This is a genomic window from Tahibacter harae, assembly GCF_024437735.1.
Taxonomy (GTDB): domain Bacteria; phylum Pseudomonadota; class Gammaproteobacteria; order Xanthomonadales; family Rhodanobacteraceae; genus Tahibacter; species Tahibacter harae.
On record NZ_JANFQO010000022.1, the window covers coordinates 1 to 26,874 of the forward strand.

Below are 26,874 nucleotides of genomic sequence, written 5' to 3' on the forward strand. Positions count from 1 at the left end.
GGCCGCCTTGGCCGGCGCGGCGGCCGGCGCGGCGGCCGGTGCGTCGGCGGGTGCCGCCTGCCCGGCCGGCGGCGCCGGCGCGGCGCTTTCCTGCGCCCAGCTCGCGCCGCTCAGCAGTGCCGCCAGCAGGACCAGCCTGCGCCACGAATGCTTTGCTGCGGTATTGCCCCTGGAACCCATCTGCACATCCCCTCGCAGTCTGTGGGAGGAAGGCAGTTCTGCATTCCGTCCCGCGGCACGGCCGTCGCCGCGCCCCTGTTCAACGATGCCTGGCGGCCTGTCGCAGGCCGCGCTGGCGCTGGTCCGATTTCACCCCGCCTGCTGCCGCTCCACCTTAGCGCAATCCGCGCCCGTCGCGGAATGCCGGCGCTGCGCAAAATGTGCCTGCAGCAGCGGCAAAAACGCGATCAGCCGCCCCGGAACGGCGGCGGCTGATCGTGACGGTTGCACCCGTACGGCTTACTGGAAGCCGCGCTGGCGCAGCGATTGCGGGGTGAACATGTCCGGCGTGGTCTGGTACGAGAAGTCGTACATGGACTCCTGGTTGTCCAGGCCCGAGACGATGTAGCGGCCGGATTTGAGGTCGTGATGGGTTTCCAGCGTCGACCAGAACAGCGGCACTTCGTAGTAGTTCACGCTGGGCGCCTCGGAATAGCGCCACAGCTTGCCGGCGGCGTCGTAGTGGTCCATCACCAGGATCTGCCAGCTGTCCTCGTCGATGTAGAAGGTGCGGCGCGGATTGATGTGGCGCTGGCCGGCCTTGAGCGTGGCTTCCACCACGTAGACGCGGTGCAGTTCGTAGCGCAGCAGGTCCGGATTGATGAAGCCGGGCTTGACCAGGTCTTCGACCTTGACCTTGTCGCTGTGCGCCTTGTACGAGTTGTACGGCACGTACATCTCGCGCTTGCCGACCAGCTTCCAGTCGTAGCGGTCCATGGCGCCGTTGAACATGTCGGTCTGGTCGTTGGTGCGCAGACCGTCGGACGCCGTGCCCGGGTTGTCATAGGCGACGTTGGGCGCGCGGCGCACGCGGCGCTGGCCGGGGTTGTACACCCACGCCTGGCGCGGCTCCTTCTTGGAATCCAGGGTTTCGTGCACCAGCAGCACCTGGCCGGCCAGGCGCGGCGGCGCGACCACTTCCTGGTAGAAGTAGATCAGGACGTTGTTGATGTCCTTGAGCGTGTTGCCGGGCTTGTAGTAGAGGCCGAGCAGCTCTTCCTTGATGCGCGTCATGGTGTACGCGCCGGTCGCGGTCGGTGCGGCCTGGTTGGCCCAGCGCAGGCCGGCCACGCCCTTGTACTTGAGCTTGTGGTTCCACACGGCCTGGTAGCCAGCGGTGACCGGATCCTTGTCCAGGATCGGGAACGGCACGCCTTCGGCCACGTTGGCGACACCTTCGCCGGCATCGACCAGTTCGCCGGTGGCGGCGTTCTTGATCGACATTTCGTAGGTGCGCGCCGGGTACGAGGCGCTGCGGCGGGTCGGGTAGACCACCATCTTCCAGTTCTTGTACTTCTCGAACATGGCGGCCTGGCCGGCGCCGATCTTGTCGCCCTGTTCCTTGTAGTTGGCCGCGGTGATGGTCAGCACCGGCTTGTCGTCGGCGAAGGGATCCGGGTGGTGGTCGCCCACCTTGTAGCCCGACGGCGGCGAGGTGATGCCGCCCTTCCATTCGGGAATCGTGCCGGCGGCGTTGCCGGCGCGTTCGGCACCCATGGGCGTCAGCGGCGTGCCGCTGACGCCGAGCTTGGCCGCGTCCTGCGGACTGACCTTGGCCAGGGCCGCGGTGGATACCAGCGCCAACGCCACCAGGGCCGCAGTCCGGGTCTTCTTGAGCATCGTCATGTATTTCCCTCCCGCAGAAAACGCTTAGAACGAGTACTTGACCGAGAACGCGACGAAGTCGCGGTCGCTGATCAGGTTCAGATTGCCCGCGCCGAAGAAGTTCGTGTAGCTGACGTCGAAGGCCACCTTGTTGAGGTAGTTGGCTTCGGCGCCCAGCGTGACGGATTTGCGGTCTTCGATGAAGTTGCCGCCGGGGCCCGGGGTGATGCCGTTTACGTCATGGTTGAAGGCGATGCGCGGCGACAGCGTGAAGGCGCCGCCGAAGGCGTTGTTGTAGTCGGCGCGTGCGGCGATGCGGTAGCCCCAGGAGAACGCCGTCGGGAAACCTTCGGTCTGGGTCATCGGGTTGCGCAGCGCGCCGGAGGTCACGTCGTAGCCGCCGCCGGTGTCGGTACCGTCGCCCTGGTAGCGCATCACCGAGGGTTCCGGCAGATCCCAGATATTGGTGAAGCCGACTTCACCCACCAGCGAGATCTGGTCGGCGCCGACGAAGTTGCCCGGGCCGAACACCTTGGTCGCGGTGAGCTGCAGCTGCGAGACCTTGTGGCGTTCCCAGCCGCGCACTTCCTGGCCCGGTGCGAACTGGCCGAGCTGGCTGCTGAAGCGCAGGCCCGGCGCCGGGATCACGGCATTGAGCGGGCTCAGGGCGGCGAACAGCAGTTCCACGTCGTCGATCTGCAGCGGCTGGTTCGGACGGTAGGACAGTTCGCCCTGCAGTGCGACGCCCGGGCCTTCCAGCGGCATGTTGAAGCTGACCGCGTACATGCGGATGTCTTCGGGGTATTCGGCGAAGTAGCGGCCGGTGTTCACCGCCGTGCTGGTCACCGCCGTGCCCGACAGCAGCGGCAGGCGGCTGTGGTAGTTCAGGGCGTAGAAGCCGAATTCGGCGTTGTTGAGCCAGTCGGCCAGGTAGTTCAGGCGCAGACCGTACTGGCCCGAGTCCTTGGCGAAGCGGTCCGGCGAACGCGGCACGGCTGCGCCGCAGGCGGCGGGCTTGAGCGCGGCCGGCAGGTTCGGGTTGTCGGTGCCGGAATTGCCGAAGCAGTAGCCGTAGTAGAAGTCGGGATTGATGACCGGCTGCGGGATGGTGCCGAAGTTCAGCATCACGTAGCTGCCGCCGAGCGTGGCGAAGTCGTTGGTCGAGAAATAGGTACCGGCCGGATCGGCCTCGGTCTGCTCGAACTCGAACATGTACAGGGCTTCGGCCGACAGGTTCTCGGTCAGGTTGAACGAGCCCCAGATCATGTTGACCGGCAGGAAGGCTTCCTTCAGTTCCGCACCGGCCACGCGCAGCTTGGACACGTCGATCGGGTTGATGACGTTGGCGCCGCCCTGGATGAAAGTGCTTTCGCCCCAGCTCACCACCTGCTGGCCGAGGCGGATGGAGCCGGCCTTGTCGCCGATGTTGAAGTTGTGGAAGACGAAGGCGTCGAGGATCTTGGTGTCCTTGCCGACCTTTTCCTTGGCTTCGTGCGAGAGATCGTAGCGGCTGGCGTTTTCCCAGTCGTAGAAGCTGTAGCCGCGGAAGAAGGCGCCGCTGTTGGCGCCGTACATCAGGCTGAGTTCGATGGTGGCCTTGACCGCGTTGGAGAAGACGTCGCCGTCCTGCCACTTGAGGTCGGCGTCGTCGCCGTTGACCGAGTAGCGGCCGCGGGCGGCGCGCTGTTCCGGGCTGCCCAGGGCGAACGGCGGCTGGCTGATGGCCGGATTGAACTGCGCCTTGCCGATCAGATCATCGTCGGGCGAGGCCACGCGCCAGGACACGCCGTAGGTCACGGTGGTATTGACCGTGCCGTGGAAGCCGTCCTGCTCGCCGAATTCGAAGGCCTGGGCGGGCAGCACGGCGCCGCCCAGGGCCAGGGCGACCGCCACGGACAGAGGACGCATGGCGCGGAAGCTGGTGTTCTTCTTCATGTTGGTTATCCCCAAGTTCCTGGTCGCTGCTTACTGCGTCTTGATCACGGAGGTGTCGGTGACCTGCACGGCGGCGCCGCCGCTGACCAGCATGCTGGCCATTTCGCGCTGCATTTCCACCGTGGCCGCGGCCGAGGCGGTCGGATCCAGCAGCGAGCCGTGGTTGCCTGCGGTGAAGCGGGTCGCGCCGCGCACGCCGGTGGCCGACTGCACCGTGCCGGTGATGCTGGACAGGCCCAGGGCGCGGATCAGCGCCTCGGTGCCGGCCAGCGGCGCGCCGGCGACCGTGTTCGGAATGACCTGGTCGGGCAGCACGCTGCCGCCGCCGACGACTTCATGCAGCAGCACGCGCTTGCCGGCCAGGGCGAAAGCGGTATTGAGCGGATCGGCGCCGTCGATCGCCTGCTGGGCCGCGCCCAGGAAGCGGTCGTAGTCCGGCGTGCCGGCGCGCACGCCGGCAGCTTCCAGGCCGGCGCGGATGCGCGGACCGAAGGTGGCCGAACCGTCCAGCAGGCGGGCGATGCCGCCGCCCGGCACGCTGAACACGGCCGTGTTGATGCTGGGCTCGAACGCCGTGAAACTCACGCCGATGATGCTGCCCAGGGACTGGCCGACGAAGCTGATGCGGCCGCCGTCGAAGTCCGCGCCGGCGGCGCCGTCGTAGCTGATGGTCGGGATGGCGCGGGCCAGCGAGAACAGGTCGACGATGCCCTGGCGCAGGTTGTCGCGCGAGGTCAGCAGGCTGCCCAGGTTGATCATGTGCGTGCCGGAGGCATCCGGCTGGCCGTCCGGGCACACGGACTGGCCGGTCGGGCAGGCCGTGCCGTCGTTCTTGACCAGGTCGACGTTGAAGGTGCGCTCATGCGCGCCGGTCGCGGCCAGCGGGGTCGATTCGATATTGAACGGATGGCCCGGCGGCAGGCCGTGCAGCGGAATGTCAATCGCGATCACGGCGAAGCCCTGCGAAGCCAGGGTCTGCGAGATGGCGAAGGCATCGGTGCGGTTGCGCGTGATGCCGTGCTGGTAGATCACGATGGGCCAGCCGGTGGACGGGCGGGTCTTGCCCGAAGCGGCGTTGGGCACGGTCAGCAGCAGCGGGATGGTCTCGGTCTTGGTGGCGACCGGGAACGGATTGGCGAAGGTGACGTTGGTCGAGGTCGACGACAGGCCGGCCTGGTTGAACGGCGGCACGTAGGCGCCCGGCGCGGCCTGCCAGAAGCCGGTCAGCACCGCGGCGGCCTGGGCCTGCGGCGTGGCCGCGGCCGGCGCCTTCAGGTAGTACGGCACGTCGATGGTGCCGATGTAGATGTCGGCGATGGGCGGCAGGCCCAGGCCGAGGTCGCCGATGGTCTTGCCGGTGGGCGCGACGCGGGTCAGCGGAGCCGGCGTCTGGCCGACCTTGCCGACGGCGGCCTGCAGCACCGGGGTGATGGCCTGGGTGGTGAACACCCAGCTCACCACCACCTTGTCGGCGCTGATGCCCTGGCCCGCGGCGGCGGCCAGGTGGGAATTGGTCAGCCGGCGCAGCGGCTCCAGCGCACAGGCGGTGGCGGCCGGCAGCAGCGGTTCGGTCGAGGCGCCGTCCACGCACAGGGCGCTGGTGCGCTTGGACAGGAAATAGGTCTGGTCCGGCGTGGCGTCATTGCCGTTGTTGTCGGTGACGCCGCTGGTGACCACCGCCATGTAGCTGGTCAGCTGCTTGAGCGGCTTGGTCGGCACGATGGCGACGGTGCGGGCGGAACTGTCCGAGGGCGCGATGGCGGTGACGAAATCGCCCGGTGCGGAGAGTTCGCGCACCACGCCGGTGACGCCGCCGCCGGGGCCGCTGAGGGTCACTTCAAATACGCGGATGGTCTGGCCCGGCACCACGGTGCTGGCCTTGGGCGCGGCGGAGAACTGCACCTGGCCCGGGCCTATCGTGCTCCAGCCGTCCAGCGCGTTCACCGCGACCTGCGGATCGGCGAAGTTGTTCGGATTGGCGACCGGGATGTTGAGGGTGAGGTCGGTGGTGCCCGACAGCAGCAGGTTGTTCGGCAGCGGGATCACACGCTGGGCCGGATCTGCATTGGAAGGATCGAAGCGGGCCGCGATCACGCCGGTGACCGGCGTGCCGTTTCCATTGTTCGCCGGCGGTGTCGGCGTGGCGCGGGGACTGTTACTGCCGCCGCCACAGGCGGCAAGCAGCGCGGACGTCAACGCCAGTGCCAAACTCTTTCGGGCCTGCATAGGGAATTCCTTAGCCAAGGTGGATACACAACGCTTTCGTATCTTAGGGAGTTCAAACGCTCGTTGGCAACGCTGATTTAACGAACTCTCCGGGACAGTTTTTACTGTTGCAACGCAACAAATTTAGCTGACTTTGCATTCTTTTCCACAATTCATGATGCATCCGCGACAGCCGCATGACCGGCCGCTTGCGCAGCGGCGATCCAGCAGTCTGGCCCGGGCCTGAAGCTGCGCGGATTGACGCCGAGCAGGGCCTGCAAAGGACCGTTGTCGGCGACCAGATCCTGCTTGAGGCGCTGCACCATGCCGCCGCCGCGGCCTGTGATCCAGGTCACTGCACGCAGAAGATTAATGTCCAGCGGCAGGGCCAGAGTGGGCCGTCCGAGTCCGGCGCGCACGCGGCAGAGCATCTGCGCGTAGCTCAGGCGCTCGCCGCCGCCCAGCTCCAGCACCTGCCCCGCCGCCGTCCCCGCCAGTGCCGCGACGCAGGCCGCGGCCACATCGTCGGCATGTACCGGCTGGCGCAGGCCGCAGGCCGCGGGCAGCAGCGGAAACACGCGCCAGCGCTGCGCGCGCCGCGCCAGCGGGGTGAGGCTGCGGTCCAGGCCCGCGCCGTAGATCAGGGTGGGACGCAGCACGATCCAGTCCACGCCCAGCGCGGCGCAGCGCGCGGCCAGATCCTGCTCGGCCCGGCCCAGGCGCGCGGCCAGTTCGCGCTCGGCCGGATCGGACGAGGCGAGCTTGCTCGCCGCGCTCATGGAACTCAGCGCGACCACGCGGCGCAGCCGGCCCGGCGCCGCCTGCCGCAGCCAGGTGGCGAACTGGTCCAGCGGACCGGCGCTGACGATGCTGTCGCAGTCGGGCATGGCCAGCGCCGCGTCCAGGCCGCCGTGCAGCCAGCGCAAGCCGGCCGCATCGGTGCGGGCGGTGCGGCTCAGGGCGAGGATGTCGTGGCCGGCCGCGCGCAGGCGCGCGAGCAGGAAGCCGCCGACGGCGCCGCTGCCGCCTATGACCAGCACTGCAGACATCGAGGAAATCCCGCGGGAGAAGGCGCGAATGTAGCCGCTGGGCGGCGGCGCGGACAGCTGTGGCGGATCAGTGCGGGATCGCCGGGCTGTGCGCGTCAGGCCCTCGCGGCGGAACAATCGCCGCGGAAACCGCCGCGGTGGCAACGACCGCCAGTGAAACAGCCGCTTTGAAAACGGGCGCGGCGGAAACGGCCATCAACCCTGGAAATGGCCGCCGCGGCGACAGCGGCCGCGGAACAGCTGCCGGAGAACAGCGCGGCACGGATCGCCGCGCGGGAACGGCGGATCAGATCCGCACGCCGCCTACGCCGAACAGCCGCGCCGGCAGCGAGCGGATGCGGCTGAGCAGGGAGTTGGGCAGCTTGGTCTGGGCGCGCACGGTTTCCTCGCTCGGCGTCACGCCGTAGCGGCGCACCGCCTTGGGCTGCTGCTTGAGCTTCCAGTAGCGGCCCAGGGCCGAGTCCACGCTGAGCCGGCACGAACCCATGCGCACGGGCTTGATCAGCATGCGATAGACCTGGCCTTCGTTGATCAGCTCGATCACCGTCTGCGCGTTGGCGCGCTCGGTGATGACGACCGTGGCGATATGCGGGTGGTATTGCTTGAGCGCCTTGAGCATCAGGGTGAGATCGGCGCCGTGGTTGGTCGCGGTCTCGGAAATCACCACGCCGGTCTCGTGCTGTTCCAGCACCTGCAGCGCGCGTTCGGCGGTGCTGGCGAAGCGCACCTGGTAGTGCGGCTGCAGGATCTCGCGCAGGCGCTGCTGCACGGTGGTGTCGTCCTCGATCACCAGCACGCCGACCTGGGAACGCGCGGTGTTCTGCTCGTTCGGGCTGAGCTGGTCGCCGATGGCGGGGGACTCGCGCGCGATCTCGCCGGCTTCCAGCACGAGGGCGCGCAGGTCGGCGTTGATCCAGGGCTTGTTGACGAAACGGTAGACCTCGCCCTCGTTGACCGAGCCGAGCACGGCCTTGAGATCGGAATAGCCGGTCAGCAGTATGCGCATTGCGCGCGGATGCTGTTCGCGGATCTCGCGCAGCACATCCACGCCCAGCATTTCCGGCATGCGCTGGTCGCAGACCACCACATCGACATTGTGCTTGAGCGCCAGCGCCGGCGCCTCGCGCGGCTCGGTCGTGAAATACACCTCGAGATCGCGGAACAGCGCCTTGAGCGCGCGCAGGATGCGCGCCTCGTCGTCGATGAACAGTACCCGCAGCGGCCCCCGGTTGGGGTCGGCGGCGGGCATCTCGAAATCCTGTCCTAACATGTACTGGCCGCCTCAGTGCAGGGTGGGACGCGCCGCTTCCGACGGCAGCATGACAGTGAATTCGGAACCGCGGTTGGGCGTAGTGCGCACTTTGATGGAACCGCCGTGCGACTTGACGATCTTGTGCACGATGGAAAGCCCCAGGCCGGTGCCTTCGCCCGGCGCCTTGGTGGTGAAGAAGGGATCGAAGATCTTGGGCAGCACGTCGTCGGGAATGCCGCAGCCGGTGTCGGCGAAGGCGATTTCCACGCCGCTTTCGCTGCTGCGCGTGGTCACGGTCAGGGTGCCTTCGTCTTCCATCGCCTGGGCGGCGTTGGTGATGAGGTTGAGGAAGACCTGGTTGAGCTGGGAGGGCATGCCGCGCACGCGCGGCACCTGCTGTTCCAGCTTGCGCACCACCTGGATGCGGTCGCGCAGCTGGTGCGCGGCGATCATCAGCGCGCTTTCCACGCCTTCGTTCACATCCATCAGGTCCATGCCGTCGCGGTCGACGCGGGCGAAGCCCTTGAGGTTCTGCACCAGCGAGGCGAGCTGGGTGATGCCGTCGCGCGAATCGGCCAGCAGTTCCTTGGCCTCGTTCAGCAGCGGGCTTTTCTCCACCGCGCGGCGCGCCTCGAACAGGCGGCGGCGGGATTCCTCCACGTGCTTGACCAGTTTGTCCAGCGATTCCTTGTCGGCGCTGAACATCAGGTCCACCGGCTGCTGGCACAGCTGCACGGCGACATCGTAATCCTTGACCAGTTTGCGGTAGTCGTCGAGCAGGTCGCCGACCACTTCCACATTGCTCTTGACGAAGCCCAGCGGAGTGTTCAGCTCGTGCGCGACGCCGGCGACCATCTGGCCCAGCGAGGCCAGCTTGGTGGTGTGGATCACCTGCGCCTGGCTGGACTGCAGCTGCTTGAGTTCGACTTCGGCCTGCTGGTGCTCCGCCGCCAGCTGGGACTTCGCCGCCTCGGCCTGGCGCAGGCGCCAGAACAGCGCTGCCGCCGCTCCCGCCAGGATCAGCACCAGTATGACGAGCACTACAGTCACGAAACTCTCCCCATTACATTCCCCCATGATCCACAGCCCCGCCCTGGCCGTGGTGGATTGCTGGCTGGCGTCCGGCCTGTCAGCGAACCCGGGTGGCTGCATCAAGCAATTGACGGATCCTCGACACGCATCCGTTGCCTACAGTTCCAGCCGCAGTATAAACACGCCTGCCGCCAGCATATTCCGGCTAATGTACCGTCTGTCGGCGCTTTCGTGACCGGGGTCACCGAAAAGCCGCGCCGGCCGCGCGGCCGCCGGGCGCGCCGGCCGATTCCCAGCCAAAAGCGTTTCCCCTAAGCTGCCGACGCCGACTGCGTCCGGAGATTGCGCATGATTGCCCGTATCTGGCGTGGTGTGACCCTGGCTTCCCGGGCCGACGAATACCTCGAACACCTGCGCGAGACCGGCCTGCGCGACTTCGCCCAGACCCCGGGCAACCGCGGCGTGCAGGTGATCCGCCGGGTGCAGGGCGAGCATTGCGAGTTCCAGATCATCTCGCTGTGGGATTCCATGGAGGCCGTGCGCCTTTTCGCCGGCAAGGAAGCCGAGCGCTCGCGCTACTGGGACGCCGACGAGGAATTCCTGCTGGAGATGGAGCCGCTGGTGCGGCACTACGAAGTGGCGGATCAGATTCCGGATCCGACCGCCAGCAGCGGCAAGGACTGAACGCTTGCCGCTGGTCCAGCGCAGCCGCGCGAGGCCCGCAACGCTGTTTCCTGCCTGATCGCGCAATCGGACCGGACGCCGGCGCCCGCCGTCCAAGGCGAGCGCCAGCTGCGCAGCCATTGCGGCCGCACCACTCCGACCCATTGCAGGCGCACTGCGCCCAGCCGTGGGCCGAACTCGCGCCAGAGTGCGTCGCGCCGACGGCGATACAGTCACCGGCAACGCAAGGGCGCGGCGGAAACCGTCAGCAGCATCATGTCCCGGAAAACCAGCAGCGAGACGTCGTTCACCTGCCACCTGCCCATCCCTGTCCGTGACAGGCTCAGCTTATCGGCCGGCAGCGGACCTGTCAGCCGCGCACCGCCGGTCCGCGGCGGTGCGCAGCGGGCGGCATCAGGCCGCCTTCTTGGCCTTGGCCTCCACTTCCAACGCCTCGGCCACGGCCGGACGCGCGGCGACGCGGTCGACGTAGCGGGCGATGGCCGGCCACTGGTTCAGGTCGATATGGAAGTACTTGCTCCAGCCCAGCACCGTGAACAGGTAGGCGTCGGCGACGCTGAACTGGCTGCCGGTGAGGTAATCCTGCTTTTCCAGCACCGGGGCGATCTCGGCGAAGCGCTGCGCCAGCTTGGCCTTCTGCGCGTCCTTGACCGAATCGGGGTTGGCCGGATTGAACAGCGGGCTGAACTGCTTGTGGATTTCGGTAGAGATGAAATTCAGCCATTCCTGCAGGCGGTAGCGCGGCATGCTGCCGTTGGCCGGGGCGAGGCCGGCTTCCGGCTTCTGGTCGGCCAGGTACTGCACGATGGCCGGGCCTTCGGTCAGCACTTCGCCGCTGTCCAGCTGCAGCGCCGGCACATAGCCCTTGGGATTGACCGCGCGGAAATCGGCGCCGTCGGCCGTGGTCTTGCTGGCGAGATCGACCTTGATCGCCTCGAACGGCAGGCCCAGCTCGCGCAGCACGATATGCGGCGACAGCGAGCAGGCACCGGGGGAGAAGTACAGTTTCATGCGGACACTCCTGTGAAAGGGAAAGGCGGGAATCGGAAAGGACACGCACGCCGTCCAGGGACTGCCGTCGCGGCGTGGCGCCGTCAGCAGTTGCGGCTGCGGCACGGCGCGATCAAGGGCACGGGGCGAGCCGGGCCGTGAAAGGACTGTTCACGCTGGTGCAACGGCACGCGCGGCACCGGCCGGACAGCACGGCTGGCGCGGCATGGGACGGGAGTGCGCAGGCGCGGACTGCCGGGTCTTGCCGCTGCGGGCAGGGCGACGGCACCGGCCTTATCCGGACTGCGCCGGCCGCCTAGCCGGCCAGCGCCCAGTCCGCCGCCGCCTCGGCATGGATGCGGGCGGTATCGAAGGTGGGTACGGTCACGTCGCCGGGGCCGACCAGCAGGCCGATCTCGGTGCAGCCCAGGATGATGCCCTCGGCGCCGGCGGCGACCAGTTCGGCCATGACCTGGCGGTAGACCTCGCGCGAGTCCTCGCGCACTTCGCCGCGGCAAAGTTCCTCGTAGATGATGCGGTGCACCGCCTCGCGCCGGGCCGGCGGCGGTACGACCACGTCCAGGCCGTGGCCGGCCAGGCGGCCGCCGTAGAAATCCTGTTCCATAGTGAAGCGCGTGCCCAGCAGGCCGACCCGGACCAGCCCCGCCGCGCGGATGCGCGCCGCGGTCGCGTCGGCGATATGAAGCAGCGGCAGGCCACTGCCCTGCTCCACCGCAGCAGCCACCTTGTGCATGGTGTTGGTGCAGATCACGATGCCTTCGGCGCCGGCCCTGGCCAGCCCGGCGGCGGCTTCGCCGAGTTCGCGCCCGGCCTGGTCCCAGTCGCCGCGCACCTGCAGTTGCTCTATGCCGGCGAAATCGACGCTGTGCATTACCAGCCGCGCCGAATGCAGGCCGCCCAGGCGTTCGCGCACGCGCTCGTTGATGATGCGGTAGTAGGGAATCGTCGATTCCCAGCTCATGCCGGCCAGAAGACCCAGGGTACGCATTGCATGCGGCTCGCAGTGGAGGAATCCGCTGACCTTAGCGGATTTGCCGTGCCGGCTTCAGCCACTGCGCGCGCCAGATCCGGTATGCGATCACGCCATCGGCCGGCAGGCGCCTGGCGCTGGCGCGGGAATCGGGCCGCGCCGGCGCGCAGGCCGCGTCAGCAGGTGCCGCCGCAGCCGGAGTGCAGCGCGCCCACCTCCTGCGCGCTGCCGGCGGCGGACGGAGCTCAGATCGGCAGGCCGGCGGCGTGAGCCAGCTTGACCAGCACGTAGGCCAGCGTGGCGGCGATGGGCAGGGTCAGTATCCAGGCCCAGATCATGCGCTCCACCACCGTCCACTTGATCGCGTTCAGGCGCTTGGCCGTGCCCACGCCCATGATCGCGGCGGAAATGTTGTGCGTGGTCGAGACCGGAATGCCCATGCTGGAAGCCGTCAGGATCATGGTCGCCGAAGCGGTTTCCGCGGCGAAGCCGTGCACCGGATGCAGCTTCACCATCTTGTGGCCCAGGGTCTTGATGATGCGCCAGCCGCCGGCGGCGGTGCCCGCGGCCATCACCACGGCGCAGGCGACCTTGATCCACAGCGCGATCTCCAGATTCTTGGGATCGCCTTCCACGCGCAGGAAATTCAGCCACTGCGGCAGGCCGTCGAGCTGGCCGGCCAGGGTGGCCGAGGCCAGCGCCAGGGCGATGATGCCCATGGTCTTCTGCGCGTCATTGGAACCGTGCGCCCAGCCCATGGCGCTGGCCGAGAGGATCTGCAGCTTGCCGAACAGCGAATTGGCGAAGCGCGGCCGGCCTATCTTCTGCAGCGTGCCCTTGCGGTCGGCGAGGAAGGAGAACAGCGCGAACAGCAGGCCCATGATGACGATGCCGAGGATGAAACCCGCCAGCGGCGAGAGGATCATTGGGATCACCACCTTGGGCAGCAGGCCCTTGCCCTGCCACCAGTGTTCGCCGCCGGGCACGTTCCAGATGATCGCGTCCCAGTTGTCGCCGGCCGCGGCGAAGGCCGCGCCGCAGAGGCCGCCGACCAGGGCGTGCGAGGACGAGGACGGCAAGCCCCACCACCAGGTAATCAGGTTCCAGATCACGCCGCCGGACAGGGCGCAGATCAGCACCATCGAGGTGACGTTGATGACGCCGGTATCGATCAGACCCGAGGCGATGGTCTTGGCCACCGCGGTGCCCATCAGCGCGCCGATCAGGTTCATGCCGGCGGCCAGCATCACCGCCTGGCCCGGGCTGAGCACCTTGGTCGCCACCACGGTGGCGATGGAGTTGGCGGTGTCGTGGAAGCCGTTGATGTATTCGAACACGAGCGCAATGACGATCACGCTGATGACCAGGGTCAGTTCCACGGCGCGGGCCTCAGGAGTTCTTCAGCACGATCGCGTAGACGACGTTGCCGGCGTCGCGGCAGCGGTCGATGGCTTTTTCCAGGATCTCGAACAGATCCTTGCGCAGCAGGAAGCGCACCGGGTCGCTCTCGTTGCGGTACATGTCGCGGTACAGCTCCAGGATCAGGCGGTCGGCCTCGTTCTCGATCGCCTGCAGGCGGTCGTTGAGATCCTTCATCGGCTCCAGCTTCATGGCGCGCAGCTGGCCGACCATCTGCTCCAGCACCTCGCAGGCCTTTTCCAGCATGCGTGCGCGGGAGACGAAATCCACGTCGCCGAGGCGGTCGCCGACCAGCGAATAGCGCTCGGCGAATTTCTCGATCACCTTGGGAATCTTGTACAGGGCGCTGGACAGGGCCTCGATATCCTCGCGCTCCAGCGCGGTGACGAAGGTGTTGACCAGGGCCTGGCTGATCTCGGCTGCCAGCTCCTTTTCGCGCTGGCGCGCCAGGCGGAACTCGTCCAGCGAGCCGGCGGCGCCCTTGTCGGCGAGGAAGGTGCTCAGCGCCGCAGCGCTCTTGCGCGCGGCGCCGGCGCTGGCCTCCAGCAGGCCGTAGAACTTGTCGCCCTTGCCGAAGATAGTCTGCAGGGAAAACATGGCGTAGCGGCCTCCGGGGTCGGCAAAACAATGAATTACAAGGGAAATGGCGGCACGACAGGATTCGCCGCCGGGATCTGGGTGGCGAAAATATGTCGTTTACATGACAGTCATGTTACAGCAGCCCCGGGGCCGGCCGCACCGGCGACGCATGACCGCCGGGCCACAGGGCCGTCACTCCGGGCTGTTACACTGGCCCGCCCGGGACTACACGCCGCGCGATGCTGACCGAGATACTGGTTGTCCTCATCCTCATTCTGCTCAACGGATTCTTCGCCCTGTCGGAGATGTCCGTGGTGACGGCGCGCAAGTCGCGCCTGAAGCAGATGGCGGAGACCAGCACGCGGGCGCAGAACGCGCTGCGCCTGAGCGAAAGCCCGGAGCGCTTCCTGTCCACGGTACAGGTCGGCATCACCCTGATCGGCGTGCTCACCGGCGTCTACGGCGGCGCCACCATCGGCGCACGCATCGGCGAGCTGCTGCAGGCCAACGGCGTGGAACGCGATTTCGCCAACGGCCTGGGCCTGGCGCTCAGCGTCGGCGCGATCACCTATGTCTCGATCATCGTCGGCGAGCTGCTGCCCAAGCGCCTGGCCCTGGTCGCACCGGAACGCTTCGCGGTGTGGATCGCCTTCCCCATGCGCCTGTTCGCCGTGGTAGCCGCGCCCTTCGTCTGGCTGCTGTCGTTCAGCACGCGCGTACTGCTGCGCGCCCTGCGCCTGGACCGCGGCACGCGCGATCCGGTCACGGAAGAGGAAATCCGCCTGCTGGTGGCCGAAAGCGCCGAACAGGGCGTAATCGACAGCGACGAACACAACATGGTCAACCGCGTGCTGCGCCTGGGCGACCGCCAGGTCGCCAGCCTGATGACGCCGCGCACGCGCATCGCCTGGCTGGACGTGGCCGCGCCGCTGGCGGAAAACCTGGCCGTGATGCGCGATACGCCCTACTCGCGCTATCCGGTCTACCGCGGCGGCAATGAGCAGGACGTGGTCGGCATACTGGAGACCAAGTCCCTGCTGGATTCGCTGGGCTCGCCCAACATCGACCTGTTCCGCACCCTGAACAAGGCCGTGTTCGTGCCCTCGGTGGCGCGTGCGCTGGACCTGCTGGAAGAACTGCGCGAATCCGAGGCCACCGTCGCCCTGGTGGTGGACGAATACGGCGACATCGAAGGGCTGGTCAGCCTCAACGACATCCTGGGCGCGGTACTGGGCAAAACTGCCAGCCTCAACGTGGAAACCGTCGGCGCGCCCATCGTGCGGCGCGAGGACGGCAGCTATCTCGTCGACGGCGCCCTGGGCACCGACGACCTGCGCGAACTCTTGAGCCTGAGCCAGCTGCCCAACGAAGAGGATCACGATTTCCGCACCGCCGCGGGCATGGTCATGGCCCAGTTCGGACGCATACCCGCCGTCGGCGAGTCCTTCCGCTGGCGCGACCTGCGTTTTGAAGTGGTCGACCTCGACGGCCCGCGCATTGACAAATTGCTGATCGCCCGCATCAACGCCGAAGCGGCGCCCTAGGCGAACGCGCCTAGCCACGGACCACGAGAGCCAGGGATGACCGTTCCGCACGATCCGCGCACCACCGAACTGTTCCAGCGCGCGCTGGAACAGAACACCGGCGAGACCATTTCGCTGGAGCAGTTCATCGCGCCGCTGGAAACCCGCGCCTACGGTTTCCTCGTCGTACTGCTGTCCCTGCCGAACTTCATTCCCATCCCCATGGGCGTGGGCGGCGTCTGCGGCACCCTGCTGATCGTGATCGGCGCACAGATGCTCTGGGGCCTGCCGCGGCCGTGGCTGCCGCGCTTCGCCCGCCAGCACGGCTTCCCGCGCAGTTCGGTGGAGACTTTCGTCAGCCACATGACGCCGATGTTCAACCGGCTGGAGCGGGTCTGCCGGCCGCGCTGGGAACAGATCACGCACAAGCCCTACAGTCATTTCAGCGGCCTGATGCTGATTCTGCTCGGCATCCTGCTGGCGCTGCCCATCCCGTTCACCAACTACCCGTTCGGGCTGCTGATCATGGGCTTCGGCGTGGCCCTGATCGAACGCGACGGCGGCCTGCTCGCGGTGATCTGGGCAGCAACGCTGACTTCCAGCGTGACGGTGGCGAGCCTGAGCAATCTGATGGTTTCGATCGTCAGGCACTTCTTCGGCTGACGCGGGCGCCGCCGCCTGCTTCAGCGCTTGTCGCGCGCCAGCCGGGCCATGCGCTGCGCATCCGCCAGGATGCCGCGCAGTACGCGCAGTTCGCGTTCGTCCGGCGCCGCGCGCAGGAACAGCTTGCGCAGGCGCAGCATGATGACCTCGGGCGAGCGGCCCTTGTGGAAATCGATCTCGTCCAGCGTCGCATACAGATGATCGAAGAAGCCTTCCATCGCGCCGGCTGAAGCCGGCGGATCGGCGCGCTGCGACTGCGACGGCGGCGCCGGATCGTCAAGCAGGCGCACGCGCAGTTCGTAGGCCAGCACCTGCACCGCCTGGGCCAGGTTGAGCGAGCTGTAGTCCGGCGCGGCCGGAATATGCACGGCGCCGTGGCACAGGGCGAGTTCGTCATTCTCCAGCCCGGTGCGTTCGTTGCCGAAGACCAGGGCGACCTCGGCGCCGGCCAGGGCATCCGCCTGGATCCGCGCGGCGACCTGGCGCGGCGTATGCTCCGCCAGCGCCACCGCCCGCTGCCGCGCGGTGGCGCCGTAGACCGCTCGGCAATCGGCGATGGCGCTGCGCAGGTCGGGCACGATCACGGCCTGCTGCAGCACATCGTCGGCACCGGCGGCGAAGGCGGTGGCTTCCGGATCCGGATAACGCTGCGGCGCGACCAGGACCAAGCGCGAAAACCCCATCGTACGGATGGCCCGCGCCGCCGCACCGATATTGCCGGGCTGGGAGGTGCGGACCAGGACGTAGCGGATACGCGCGGTGATGTCGGAAAGGTCAGGCATGTGGGTCGACGGACAGACGGGGCGGCAAGGATACCGGGGAATCGGCGCGGCTCGGCGGTTCGGGTTGTGGGTGTCCCGATCCTGCCCTCCCGATCCTGCCCGGGTGTCCCGATCCTGCCCCGATCCGGCCGAAGGGAATGGAGGCGCCTGGGCTGGCAGGGATTGCGGGGGTCCCGTCTCTTCGGCCTGCGGGAGGTTGCGGCTCGATCCCGGCGGACCGGGAGATCGCGGACATCCCGGAACTCGTCCCGAATCTCGGCAGTAGCTGCCCGCACCCGCGCGCTCCGGAGCCCGCACGCCCCGGCGACTTCTGCTACCCTTCGCGCCCCGCCCGGCCCTGACGCCGGTGCCGCTCTTTCAATTCATCTGTTCGGAGTTTCCATGCCCAGACCCGCCATCAATGTCGCGGTCCGCGCCGCGCGTGCCGCCGGCAACCTGATCGTGCGCAATATGAACCGCGTGGAAGGCCTGGCGGTGATGGAGAAAGAGCGCATGGACTTCGTTTCCGAAGTCGATCGCATGGCCGAACAGCTGATCATCCGCGACCTCAAGCGCGCCTATCCCGGTCACGCCTTCATCGGCGAGGAAACCGGCGAGACCGGGCGCAGCCGCCAGACCTGGGTGATCGACCCGCTCGACGGCACGCACAATTTCCTGCGCGGCTTTCCGCATTTCTGCGTCTCCATCGCCATGCTGGAGAACGGCGAGCCGGTCTACGGCGTGATCTACGACCCGCTGCGCGACGAAACCTTCACTGCGAGCAAGGGCGACGGCGCTTTCCTCAACGAACGCCGCATCCGCGTGACCACGCGCGACGGCCTTTCCGGCGCCCTGCTCTGCACCGGCTTTCCCTACCGCCAGCGCCGCCACCTCGACGCCCAGATCGGGATGACCAGGACTCTGCTGGCCAGTGCCGAGGACATACGCCGCACCGGCTCGGCTGCCCTGGACCTGGCTTACGTGGCCTGCGGCCGCCTCGACGGCTACTACGAGACCGGGCTGAAGCTGTGGGACATGGCCGCGGGCTGCCTGATCGTGCGCGAGGCCGGCGGCCGCTACTGCGACATGGCCGGGCGCGAGGGAATTCCGGAGTCGGGCAATCTGATCGCCGGCAACCACAAGGTGGCATTCGCGCTGGTGGATGCGCTGCAGCCAGTGCTGACGCCGGAGCTGCTGGCGGGGTAAATTGATTTCCACCTGACGGCCGCCCAGGCATCGCCGGGCGCCGTCATGGGTAGGGATTCGCGGGAATGGCTCGTCTAGGTGGGGGCATCGCGCGAACGCAGCAGGTCCGTTGGCTTCCCTCCCTCCGATTCTTGCCACGTTACTCGCCCTTTGCCTTCCCCCCCTGGTGGGGGCGGCGTTCGTGCGGTGCTCTCTATATTGTGCGCGCTCTTGGCGCCAACCGTTTGATTTAGAAAGCGTTTTGTCCGCTGCAGCGGCGGGCCTTCCCGAAACCCGAAAAACCAATCCCGACTGATCGCTTCGTCCGCCTGCGGCGGCCGACCTACTTTCTTTTGCTTGTGCAAAAGAAAGTAGGCAAAGAAAACACACCCCCAGAAGCCGCGGCCTACGGGCATCCTGCCCTTCGGCTTCGCGAGGCGGCTACGGGGTCCGCTGAAGGGCCATCCTGGCCCTGCGGACTCGCGCTGCGCGCGGGCTGTTCCTGCGCCGCCTCGCCACGGCTTATGGGGCCCCGCCAAGGCGGCGCACATCCTTGTGCACAGAAACAACAGCAACGGCAAAAGCCGCCCGCAGGCTGCGGGACCGGGCTGGGCAGATTGACGCACAACCAGCTTCTGTGGGTGTCCTAAAAAGAAGCGGGGGTCCTAAAAAGCGATATTTGTGGGTGTCCTGAAAAGAAAGCGGGTGCCCTGAAAGGCGATAACCATTTGATAGATCTGGCAACGCTGTCGGAGCTGGGAGAGTCTGGCAGGTCAGTGCTTTTGGGGCGCCCTGAAATAGTGGGTGTCCTGAAATCCCGTCTCCTGAAATCCCGTCCTGAAATGCCGGGATGCCCCCTCGACTCGCCCGCAGCGTCTGCTACCCAGCTCCAGCATTTCCACACGCCACTCCCCGCTTCTGGCCGCCCCCCAGCGCTCCCGGCGCACACTCAGCTTTTGCCTTTCCGCGGCAACTGCAAATGCTGCTCGACCGGCTGCTCCGGCTCGGGCGCGGATGCGGGTGGCGGGACGCTGTCCCAGCAGTTTGCGCGTGTGGTGTTGTTGGTGACCCAGTACCGGGTCGTCGCCGGAAGGCTGCCGTTCGCGTAGTAAGCCCAGCCGCCGTAGCTTGGGTGACCGCTTTCGGCGCTGCCGGTGATCAGGCCGTCGTGGAATTCGGCCATGCGCCAGCCGTCGCCGAAGTGTCGCCGGCACAGGGCGTCAGCGGCGAGGCGGCTGGTCAGGGTGGTGCCGGCCAGGGGCGGGGTGGCGGCGAGTTCGCCGGCGGCCCAGCCGGAGTAGAAATTGCCGGGCATGGCCAGGTTCGGGCTGTTCGAGCCTTCGGCCAGGCCGGGCGGTCGCGGGCGACCGTCGACCTTGAGGCAAAGCAGGGGCAATTCGACGTGACAGGCGGTATCGCCGTTATGGGGCTCGCAGCTGCCGAAGGGGCTGGCTGGTTTGCCGTGGCAGCTGACCAGCACTACGCCGTCGGCGCCGGACGGGTTGCTGCCCCAGGTCATGCCGCGGGGCTCGGCGGCGATTTTCGGTTCGGCGGCGGTCGCCGGTATGGCGGCGACAAGCAGGACGGCGACGGCGATCAGACTACGCATGGACGGTTCCCGGGCTGGCGGCAGGTCAGACGCAAACGCAGGGATCGCGGCAGCGGGGTTTGCGGCATCCCATTTGCCCGGGTTCAGCGCTTGCTGCGGCCGATTCTGCCTGCCGCAAACCCGGCGTCATCGTGACCGGTTCCGCAGCAGGCGTGCCGCCTGCCGCACCCGATGCTGCCGCCTGCAAAACCATCGTCCACAAAAAAGCCCGGTCGCCCGGGCTTTCCTGTGAATTCGCGGTGCCGCTTACGGCCGGCGCGCGAGTTCCGGATCTTCCTTGGACCTGGGCATCAGGTCCTGCTTGGACACGCCCAGCCACAGCAGGATGGGGTTGGCGAAGAAGATCGAGGACAGCGTACCGACCGCAATACCGATCAGCATGATCAGGCCGAAGTTCTCCAGCGCCGGACCGCCGACGAAATACAGCGTGCCGACGGCAAGGCTGGTGGTCAGGCCGGTCATGATGGTGCGCGACATGGTCGAGTTGATCGAGCGGTTGAGGATCTCGTACGGCTCGCCCTTGCGCGAGGAGCGGAAGATTTCACGCACGCGGTCGAATACGACGACCTTGTCGTTGATCGAGTAGCCCACCACCGACAGCACCGCGGCCAGGGCCGGCAGGTCGAACTCGCGCGCGGTCAGGGCGAAGATGCCGACGGTGATCAGGGTATCGTGGATTTCGCTGGCCACGGCCGCCACGGCGAAGCGCCATTCGAAGCGCATCCACAGGTAGACCATGATGCCGAGGATCACGAACAGCACCGCGACCAGGCCCTGCTCGCGCAGTTCCTCGCCGACGCTGGAGCCGACGAAGTCGCTGCGCTTGATGCTGGCGTCGGCGCGGCTGACCTTCAGCGCCTTGAGCACTTCGGCGGCGATCTTGTCGGTTTCGGTCTTGCCCGCGCTTTCGGGCTTGGCCGCTTCCGCCGGCGCCGCCTTGTCGGCTTCAGGCTTGGGCGCTTCGGCCGCGGCTGCACCGACGTGGGCGTCTTCCGGCTTGATGCGGATGGAGTATTCCGTCGCCGTGCCCAGGCTCTGCACGACGGCGCTCTTGAGGCCGCCGGCTTCCAGCGCGTTGCGGATGTCGGCGATCTCGGCCGACTTCTCGTACTTCACCTCGATCATCACGCCGCCTTCGAAATCCATGCTGTAGTCGAGGCCGCGCCCGAAGATGATGGCCAGCGACAACAGGCAGAGGATCGCCGAGATGACCAGGCTCGGCTTGCGCCAGGCCATGAAGTCGAAATTGGTTTCGGACTTGAAAAGTTCCATGTTTCGAGACTCCTGGCTCTCAGACCGACAGCGTCTTGAGGCGGCGGCCGCCGAAGATCAGGCCGACCAGTACGTGGGTGACCATCACCGAGGTGAACATCGAGGTCACGATACCGATGGCCAGCGTGATGGCGAAGCCCTTGATCGGGCCGGAGCCGAAGGCCATCAGGCCGATGGCGGCGATCAGGTGGGTGACGTTGGCGTCGAGAATGGTCGCCCAGGCCTTGTCGTAGCCGCGGCTGATCGCGGCCATCGGCGTGGAACCGTTGCGCAACTCCTCGCGTATGCGCTCGCAGATCAGCACGTTCGCGTCGATGGCCATGCCCAATGTGAGCACTATGCCGGCGATGCCGGGCAAGGTCAGCGTGGCCTGGAAAACCGACAGGATCGCGACCAGCAGGATCAGGTTGAGGACCAGCGCCACGTCGGCGATCAGGCCGAACAGCTTGTAGTAGATGCCGACGAACAGCACCACCAGGAACACCGCGATGAGCACCGCGTGCATGCCCTTCTTGATGTTGTCCTGGCCCAGGCTGGGACCGATCACGCGCTCCTCGACGATATCCACCGGCGCGGCCAGCGAACCGGCATTCAGCAGCAGGGCGAGTTCGTTGGCTTCCTTCATGCTGTCCAGGCCGGTGGTCTGGAACTGCGGACCGAACACGCCCTGGATGGTGGCGACGTTGATCACTTCTTCCTTGACCCGCTTGGTGCGCACTTCCTTGCCGTCGACGATCTTCACCTCGGGGATGGTCTCGGTGTAGACCACGCCCATGGGCTTGCCGACGTTCTGCATGGTGAAGTCCAGCATCTTCTGGCCGCCCTTGGCGCTGAGCTTGATCGACACGGCCGGCGTGCCGCTCTGCGGGTCGGGCAGGGCCGCGGCGCTGACCAGGTCGGCGCCGCTCACGATGAGCTTCTTCTTCAGCAGCACCGGCGAGCCGTCGCCACGTCGGGTATAGAGCTTGGAATCCGGCGGCACGGCGCCGCCGTTGAGCGCGTCCAGCGCGTTGGAGCTTTCGTCGACGGCGCGGTATTCCAGGGTCGCGGTCGCGCCGATGATCTTCTTGGCCTGGGCCGGATCCTGCAGGCCCGGCAGTTCCAGCACGATGCGCGAATCGCCCTGCTGGGCAATGATGGGTTCGGCCACACCCAGCTCGTTGACGCGGTTGCGCAGCGTGCCGAGGTTCTGCTTGATGGTGTTGGTGGCCAGCTCGCGCACCTTCTCGTCGCTGACGCGCACCATCAGGGTATAGGCGTCATCGCTGGTATTGCCGTTGCTGACGCGCAGTTCCGGCATGCTCACGCCGATTTCCGAGGCCAGGCGGTCGCGATCCGCGGCGCTGCGCGCGGTGGCGATGATGCCCTGGGTGCCGCGGTTGGCGGTGACGCGTGGGATCTTCTTGTCCTTGGCCAGGCTGACGATCTCGCTGGCGTAGTGCTGTTCCTGCTTCTCCAGCACGCTCTTCTGGTCGACTTCCATCAGGAAGTGCACGCCGCCCTGCAGGTCCAGGCCCAGCGGCATGGAATTGGCGCGGATCGCGGCCAGCCAGTGGGGCACGGTCGAAGCCAGGTTCAGGGCCACCACATAGTTCGACCCCAGGCCCACGCGCAGCACGTCCGATGCCTTGGTCTGCACGTCGGTATTGGCCAGGCGGATCACCAGGCGATCGCCGTCGATGTCGATGGACTTGAAAGGAACCTTGTCGGTTTCCAGCATGCCCTGCGCTTTTTCCTTCAGCGCCGTATCGATGGTGAAGCCGCGGTTCGCGGAGATCTGCACCGACGGTTCCTTGGGGAACAGGTTGGGCAGCGCGTAGAGGAAGCCGAACACCAGCGCCAGCACCACCAGCGCGTATTTCCAGCGGGGAAACTCGTTCATGCCTTGAATCCCAGGTTGATCCTGCGTGCATGCGTCATGTCATGCACTCGATTGGGTACAGCGGTACAGCCGGTGCCGCCGCCGGCGGCGGCGCGGTCTCAGGCCGACTTCAGCGTGCCCTTGGGCAGCACGGCGGTGATTGCCTGCTTCTGCAGCTTGACCACCACGTTCGGTGCGATCTCCACGCTGACGTAGGACTCGCTGATCTCGGTGATGGTGCCCAGCATGCCGGTGGTGGTGGCCACTTCGTCGCCCTTGTTCAGGGCCGCGATCATGGCGCGCTGTTCCTTGGCGCGCTTCATCTGCGGGCGGATCAGCATGAAATAGAAGATCGCGAACATCGCGACCATCATGAAGATGGAACTCATGCCGCCGGCCGCACCGGCCGGAGCACCCTGCGCGGCCTGGGCCTGCGCGGTGGAAATCAGGAAGTCCATGGGTTTTCTCGCTGGTTGGAGCCGGGGCCATGAGACGCCCAGGCTTGCAAAGTCGCGCAGTATGCCATGCAGGCCAGTCCCGCGCACCGCAAGTGGCGTGGTGGCGGGGCGCGGGCGATTCAAGCCCGGGCCCCGGCCCGCCTACAATCCGGCCATGACCTTGCTGCGCATACCCGGCGGCCTGGTGCTGCCGCCGCCGCCCGCGGCCGCCGCCGGCCCCCTGCTCCCCTGCCCGCTGCCCGCCTGCCTGTACCTGCCGCTGGTGCAGGCGGACGGACGGCCGCTGCAGCGCCTGGCGGCGCCCGGCCAGACCGTGCGCCGCGGTACGCCGCTGGCCCTGGGCCAGGACGCCGCCGCGACCGCGCTGCCGGCACCGGCCTCGGGGCGCATCGTCGATCTGCTGCCGCTGGACCTGCCCGGCGGCGGCCAGGCTCCGGCCCTGCTGCTGCAACCCGAAGGCCGCGACGAGGCCGCCGCCTTCGCGCCGCTGCCGGACTGGCAGGCCCAGTCCCCGGCCGCCTTGCGCCGGCGCCTGGCCGAAGCCGGCCTCACCGGGCTGGGCGGGGCTGGCTTTCCGGCGGCGCTCAAGCTCAATCATCAGGTTCGGACACTGATTCTCAATGGCGCCGAATGCGAACCGTATATCGGCTGCGACGAGGCCTTGCTGCGCGCCAGGGCCGCAGAAGTCGTCGCGGGCGCGGCCCTGCTCGCGCGCATCGTGGATGCGGCCGAGGTGGTCATCGCGCTGGAAGACCGCATGCACGAAGCCGCCGCGGCGGTCGCCGCCGCCCTGGCGCAGTGGCCGGGCCTGCGCCTGCAGCCGGTGCCCACGGTCTATCCCCAGGGCGGCGAGCGCCAGCTGATACAGGTGGTGTGCGGCCGCGAAGTGCCCAGCGGCCGCTGGCCGCCGGCCATGGGCGTGCTGGTACACAACGTGGCCACGGCGCAGGCGGCCTGGCGCGCCGTGGTCCATGGCGAGGCGCTGACCACGCGCATCGTCAGCGTCGGCGGCCGCGGCGTCGCGGTGCCGGGCAATTACGAGGTGCGCCTGGGTACCCTGGTCGAAGACCTGATCGCCGCGGCCGGCGGCTACACCGCCCAGGCCGCGCGCCTGGTGCTGGGCGGCCCGCTGATGGGCCAGGCCCTGCCGCACGACCGCATCGCGCTGGATGCGCGCGCCAATTCGGTACTGGTGCTGGGCGAGGACGACATCCGCCCGCACGCGCCGCAACAACCCTGCATACGCTGCGGCGACTGCGCCCGGGCCTGCCCGGTGCAATTGCAGCCGCAGGAGCTGCTGCGGCTGCTGGACGGCGGCGACCTGGACGGCGCTGCCGCGCTGGGCCTGCGCGATTGCATCGAATGCGGCTGCTGCGCCTATGTCTGTCCTTCGCAGATTCCGCTGGTGGACAGCTATCGCCGCGGCAAATCGGAACTGGCCCGGCGCGGCGCCGAACGCGCCCGCGCCGACCTGGCGCGCGCGCGCTACGAGGCACGCCAGCGCCGCCTGCAGCGGGAGCAGGCTGAAAAGGTCGCGCGCGTGGCCGCACGGCGGGAAGCAGTGCAGCAGGAGCAGGCGACTGCCGCTTCTGCGGCGGCGGTGGTTGCGCCGGGTGCGGACAGCATCGCGCCAGGCGCGCCCGCCGTATCCAGCGCAGCGGTGGCTGCGGACAACACGAACCCGGCGAACACCGCTTCCGCGGTGCCGGCGCCTTCGACAGCGATGGACAAGTCCGCCGTACTCGCCGCGATCGCCCGCGGCCGCGCCAAGCGCGCGGCGGCGGCAGCCGCGCCGGAAAGTACGGCACCGCCGCACGCCGCGGCGGCCGACGGCGCGCCGGCGCCCGCGACCGGGAATCCAGCGACAGCGTCCGCGGCGCCGGATGACGCAGAGGCCAGGCCTCCAGCGCCCGCGCAAAAACCGGCGGAACCCTCGCCATGAAGACCTTCGCCACTGCTGGCGCGCCCCATCTGCGCGCAGCGGCCAGCGTGCGCCGGGTCATGGCCGATGTGCTGCTGGCCCTGCTGCCGGGTATTGCCGTCCATGTCTGGGCGTTCGGGCCGGGCCTGCTGTTGCAGCTCGGGCTCGCGGCCGGCTTCGCGCTGGCGTTCGAGGCCGCGCTGCTGCGCCTGCGCGGAGGGCCGGTGCGGGCCGGGCTGGAAGATCTGTCGGCCCTGGTCACGGCGGTACTTTTCGCCTTGTGCATTCCTCCGCTTTGTCCCTGGTGGGTGAGCGCGCTCGGCCTGCTGGCGGCGCTGGGCCTGGCCAAGCACGCCTACGGCGGACTGGGCGCGAATCTGTTCAATCCGGCCATGGTCGGCTATGCGGTGGTGCTGGTCGCATTTCCGCGCGAGCTGTCGCAATGGACCGGTGCCGGCCTGACGCCGCCGGACCTGGCTACCGCCGCGGCCGCCGTCTTCGCCGGCCAGCTGCCGCCGCACTGGGACACGCTGGCCTCGGCCACGCCGCTGGATGCGCTGCGCCAGGCCGCAGCGGCGCAGCGCACATTGGCGGAGATCCGCAGCCAGCCGGTGTTCGGCCATGCAGGCGCCGCCGGCTGGGAATTGATCGCGCTGGCCTATGCCCTGGGCGGGCTGTATCTGCTCTGGCGCCGCGTGATCGGCTGGCAGGTGCCGGCCGGCGTGATCCTGAGCGTGCTGCTGCTGACCGGCGCGGCCTGGCTGTTCGATGCGGAACGCAATCCGCCGCCGCTGCAGCACCTGCTCAGCGGCGGCCTGATGCTGGCCGCCTGGTTCGTCGCCGCCGATCCGGTGACCGGTTGCACCTCGCCGCGCGGCCGCCTGCTGTTCGGCGCCGGCGTCGCGGTGCTGACCCTGGCCCTGCGCCGCTGGGGCCTGCACGCCGACGGCGTCGCCTTCGCCGTGCTGCTGATGAACGCCGCCGCGCCGCTGATCGACGAATTCACCCGGCCGCGCATCTACGGACACGGCCGGCATGACTGAGCCACGCCGGCCGCTGCACTACCTGGTCCTGAGCGCCGTCTGCGCGCTGGCGCTGCTGGCCGCCGCGCTGTACAGCCACGGCCGCATCGCCCGCGCCCGCCACCAGCTGGCCCTGGACGCGCTGGCCGGCGTGCTGCCGCGCGACAGCTACGACAACGATCCGCTGCGCGACCGCATCCTGCTCACGCATCCGGCCCTGGGCAGCGCCGCGCCGCTGCCGCTGCTGCGGGCGCGCCGCGGCGGTGCGCCGGCCGCGCTGGTGGTCGAGGCCGTGGCGCAGGGCTATGCCGGCCCCATCCGCCTGCATGTGGGCATAGCCCGCGACGGCCGCGTGCTCGGCGTGCGCGTGCTGAGCCAGCAGGAAACGCCGGGCCTGGGCGATGCATTCCAGCGCGACGGCGGCTACTGGCTGGGCCGTTTCGACGGCCGCTCGCTGCAGGATCCCGTCCCCGAAGGCTGGCGCCTGCGCCGCGACGGCGGCGAGTTCGATCAGTTCGCCGGTGCCACGGTCACGCCGCGCGCGATCGTACTGCGCCTGCGCGATGTGCTGCAGGCCTATGCCCAGGACGGCGAACAATGGTTCGCACAGCCGGCCCAGCCTTGATGCGGTCCTTGCAC

General features: G+C 68.1%; 23 protein-coding genes. 7 read left to right on the forward strand and 16 right to left on the reverse strand.

What is annotated here, in order from left to right:
- The 7 genes from NM961_RS19195 to NM961_RS19225 form a co-directional block, all read right to left on the reverse strand.
- Positions 1-180, reverse strand: a 180-nt coding sequence (locus NM961_RS19195) for a hypothetical protein (RefSeq protein ID WP_255916032.1), incomplete at its 3' end; no start/stop codon positions are given.
- Positions 181-459: 279 nt separating this feature from the next.
- Positions 460-1,845 (reverse strand): DUF1329 domain-containing protein, encoded by a 1,386-nt coding sequence (locus tag NM961_RS19200; protein ID WP_255916033.1) that lies wholly within the window; start codon positions 1,843-1,845, stop codon positions 460-462.
- 24 nt (positions 1,846-1,869) lie between these two features.
- The gene (locus NM961_RS19205; protein ID WP_255916034.1) at positions 1,870-3,759 is read right to left on the reverse strand and encodes a DUF1302 domain-containing protein; all 1,890 of its coding nucleotides are present in this window, start codon (positions 3,757-3,759) and stop codon (positions 1,870-1,872) included.
- A gap of 30 nt (positions 3,760-3,789) precedes the next feature.
- Complete coding sequence (locus NM961_RS19210; protein ID WP_255916035.1) at positions 3,790-5,985, reverse strand: Ig-like domain-containing protein; 2,196 nt, start codon at positions 5,983-5,985, stop codon at positions 3,790-3,792.
- A 152-nt stretch (positions 5,986-6,137) separates the two neighbouring features.
- A complete protein-coding gene (locus NM961_RS19215; protein ID WP_255916036.1) occupies positions 6,138-7,013 on the reverse strand; it encodes an SDR family oxidoreductase in 876 nt (291 codons plus the stop codon).
- 286 nt (positions 7,014-7,299) lie between these two features.
- Positions 7,300-8,262, reverse strand: a complete 963-nt coding sequence (locus NM961_RS19220) for a response regulator (RefSeq protein ID WP_255916037.1) — start codon at positions 8,260-8,262, stop codon at positions 7,300-7,302.
- Positions 8,263-8,295: 33 nt separating this feature from the next.
- A complete protein-coding gene (locus NM961_RS19225; protein WP_255916038.1) occupies positions 8,296-9,315 on the reverse strand; it encodes a sensor histidine kinase in 1,020 nt (339 codons plus the stop codon).
- 330 nt (positions 9,316-9,645) lie between these two features.
- Between NM961_RS19225 and NM961_RS19230 the strand changes: the two genes are divergently transcribed.
- Complete coding sequence (locus NM961_RS19230) at positions 9,646-9,981, forward strand: antibiotic biosynthesis monooxygenase family protein (protein ID WP_255916039.1); 336 nt, start codon at positions 9,646-9,648, stop codon at positions 9,979-9,981.
- Between the two features lie 393 nt (positions 9,982-10,374).
- On the opposite strand, the gene gstA is transcribed toward NM961_RS19230, so the two are convergent.
- From gstA to NM961_RS19250, 4 genes are all read right to left on the reverse strand, one after another.
- Positions 10,375-10,992 (reverse strand): glutathione transferase GstA, encoded by a 618-nt coding sequence (gene gstA / locus NM961_RS19235; RefSeq protein WP_255916040.1) that lies wholly within the window; start codon positions 10,990-10,992, stop codon positions 10,375-10,377.
- A gap of 295 nt (positions 10,993-11,287) precedes the next feature.
- Positions 11,288-11,980 (reverse strand): aspartate/glutamate racemase family protein, encoded by a 693-nt coding sequence (locus NM961_RS19240; protein ID WP_255916041.1) that lies wholly within the window; start codon positions 11,978-11,980, stop codon positions 11,288-11,290.
- 227 nt (positions 11,981-12,207) lie between these two features.
- On the reverse strand, positions 12,208-13,335 hold the full coding sequence (locus NM961_RS19245; protein ID WP_305119270.1) for an inorganic phosphate transporter: 1,128 nt from the start codon (positions 13,333-13,335) through the stop codon (positions 12,208-12,210).
- Positions 13,336-13,351: 16 nt separating this feature from the next.
- Entirely contained in the window at positions 13,352-13,978 is a 627-nt protein-coding gene (locus tag NM961_RS19250; protein ID WP_255916043.1) for a DUF47 domain-containing protein, read from the reverse strand.
- Positions 13,979-14,199: 221 nt separating this feature from the next.
- On the opposite strand from NM961_RS19250, the gene NM961_RS19255 reads away from it, so the two are divergent.
- Together NM961_RS19255 and NM961_RS19260 are read left to right on the forward strand one after the other, a co-directional pair.
- On the forward strand, positions 14,200-15,504 hold the full coding sequence (locus tag NM961_RS19255; RefSeq protein ID WP_255916044.1) for a hemolysin family protein: 1,305 nt from the start codon (positions 14,200-14,202) through the stop codon (positions 15,502-15,504).
- Positions 15,505-15,540: 36 nt separating this feature from the next.
- Entirely contained in the window at positions 15,541-16,146 is a 606-nt protein-coding gene (locus tag NM961_RS19260) for an exopolysaccharide biosynthesis protein (RefSeq protein WP_255916045.1), read from the forward strand.
- Positions 16,147-16,166: 20 nt separating this feature from the next.
- Here the strand turns inward: NM961_RS19260 and NM961_RS19265 are convergent, their stop codons facing one another.
- Positions 16,167-16,928, reverse strand: coding sequence for an RNA methyltransferase (locus NM961_RS19265; RefSeq protein WP_255916046.1), 762 nt, complete (start codon positions 16,926-16,928; stop codon positions 16,167-16,169).
- A gap of 381 nt (positions 16,929-17,309) precedes the next feature.
- Here NM961_RS19265 and NM961_RS19270 point away from each other — a divergent pair, with 381 nt between their 5' ends.
- Positions 17,310-18,113, forward strand: coding sequence for an inositol monophosphatase family protein (locus NM961_RS19270; protein ID WP_255916047.1), 804 nt, complete (start codon positions 17,310-17,312; stop codon positions 18,111-18,113).
- A gap of 928 nt (positions 18,114-19,041) precedes the next feature.
- Here NM961_RS19270 and NM961_RS19275 read toward each other — a convergent pair.
- The 4 genes from NM961_RS19275 to yajC form a co-directional block, all read right to left on the reverse strand.
- Positions 19,042-19,701: a hypothetical protein gene (locus NM961_RS19275; protein WP_255916048.1), complete on the reverse strand. Its 660-nt coding sequence runs from the start codon at positions 19,699-19,701 to the stop codon at positions 19,042-19,044.
- 246 nt (positions 19,702-19,947) lie between these two features.
- Positions 19,948-20,973 carry a protein translocase subunit SecF gene (gene secF, locus NM961_RS19280; RefSeq protein ID WP_255916049.1) on the reverse strand — a complete coding sequence of 342 codons (1,026 nt, stop codon included), beginning with the start codon at positions 20,971-20,973 and terminating at the stop codon, positions 19,948-19,950.
- Between the two features lie 19 nt (positions 20,974-20,992).
- On the reverse strand, positions 20,993-22,855 hold the full coding sequence (secD, locus tag NM961_RS19285; protein ID WP_255916050.1) for a protein translocase subunit SecD: 1,863 nt from the start codon (positions 22,853-22,855) through the stop codon (positions 20,993-20,995).
- Positions 22,856-22,953: 98 nt separating this feature from the next.
- Entirely contained in the window at positions 22,954-23,292 is a 339-nt protein-coding gene (gene yajC, locus NM961_RS19290) for a preprotein translocase subunit YajC (RefSeq protein ID WP_255916051.1), read from the reverse strand.
- Between the two features lie 154 nt (positions 23,293-23,446).
- Between yajC and rsxC the strand changes: the two genes are divergently transcribed.
- From rsxC to NM961_RS19305, 3 genes are read left to right on the forward strand one after another with little or no spacing between them, the layout of a single operon-like run.
- Positions 23,447-25,234 carry an electron transport complex subunit RsxC gene (rsxC, locus tag NM961_RS19295; RefSeq protein ID WP_255916052.1) on the forward strand — a complete coding sequence of 596 codons (1,788 nt, stop codon included), beginning with the start codon at positions 23,447-23,449 and terminating at the stop codon, positions 25,232-25,234.
- Entirely contained in the window at positions 25,231-26,256 is a 1,026-nt protein-coding gene (locus tag NM961_RS19300) for an RnfABCDGE type electron transport complex subunit D (protein ID WP_255916053.1), read from the forward strand. Before rsxC ends, NM961_RS19300 begins: the two co-directional genes overlap by 4 nt.
- Positions 26,249-26,860, forward strand: coding sequence for an RnfABCDGE type electron transport complex subunit G (locus NM961_RS19305; protein ID WP_255916054.1), 612 nt, complete (start codon positions 26,249-26,251; stop codon positions 26,858-26,860). Before NM961_RS19300 ends, NM961_RS19305 begins: the two co-directional genes overlap by 8 nt.
- The last annotated feature ends 14 nt before the right edge of the window (positions 26,861-26,874 follow it).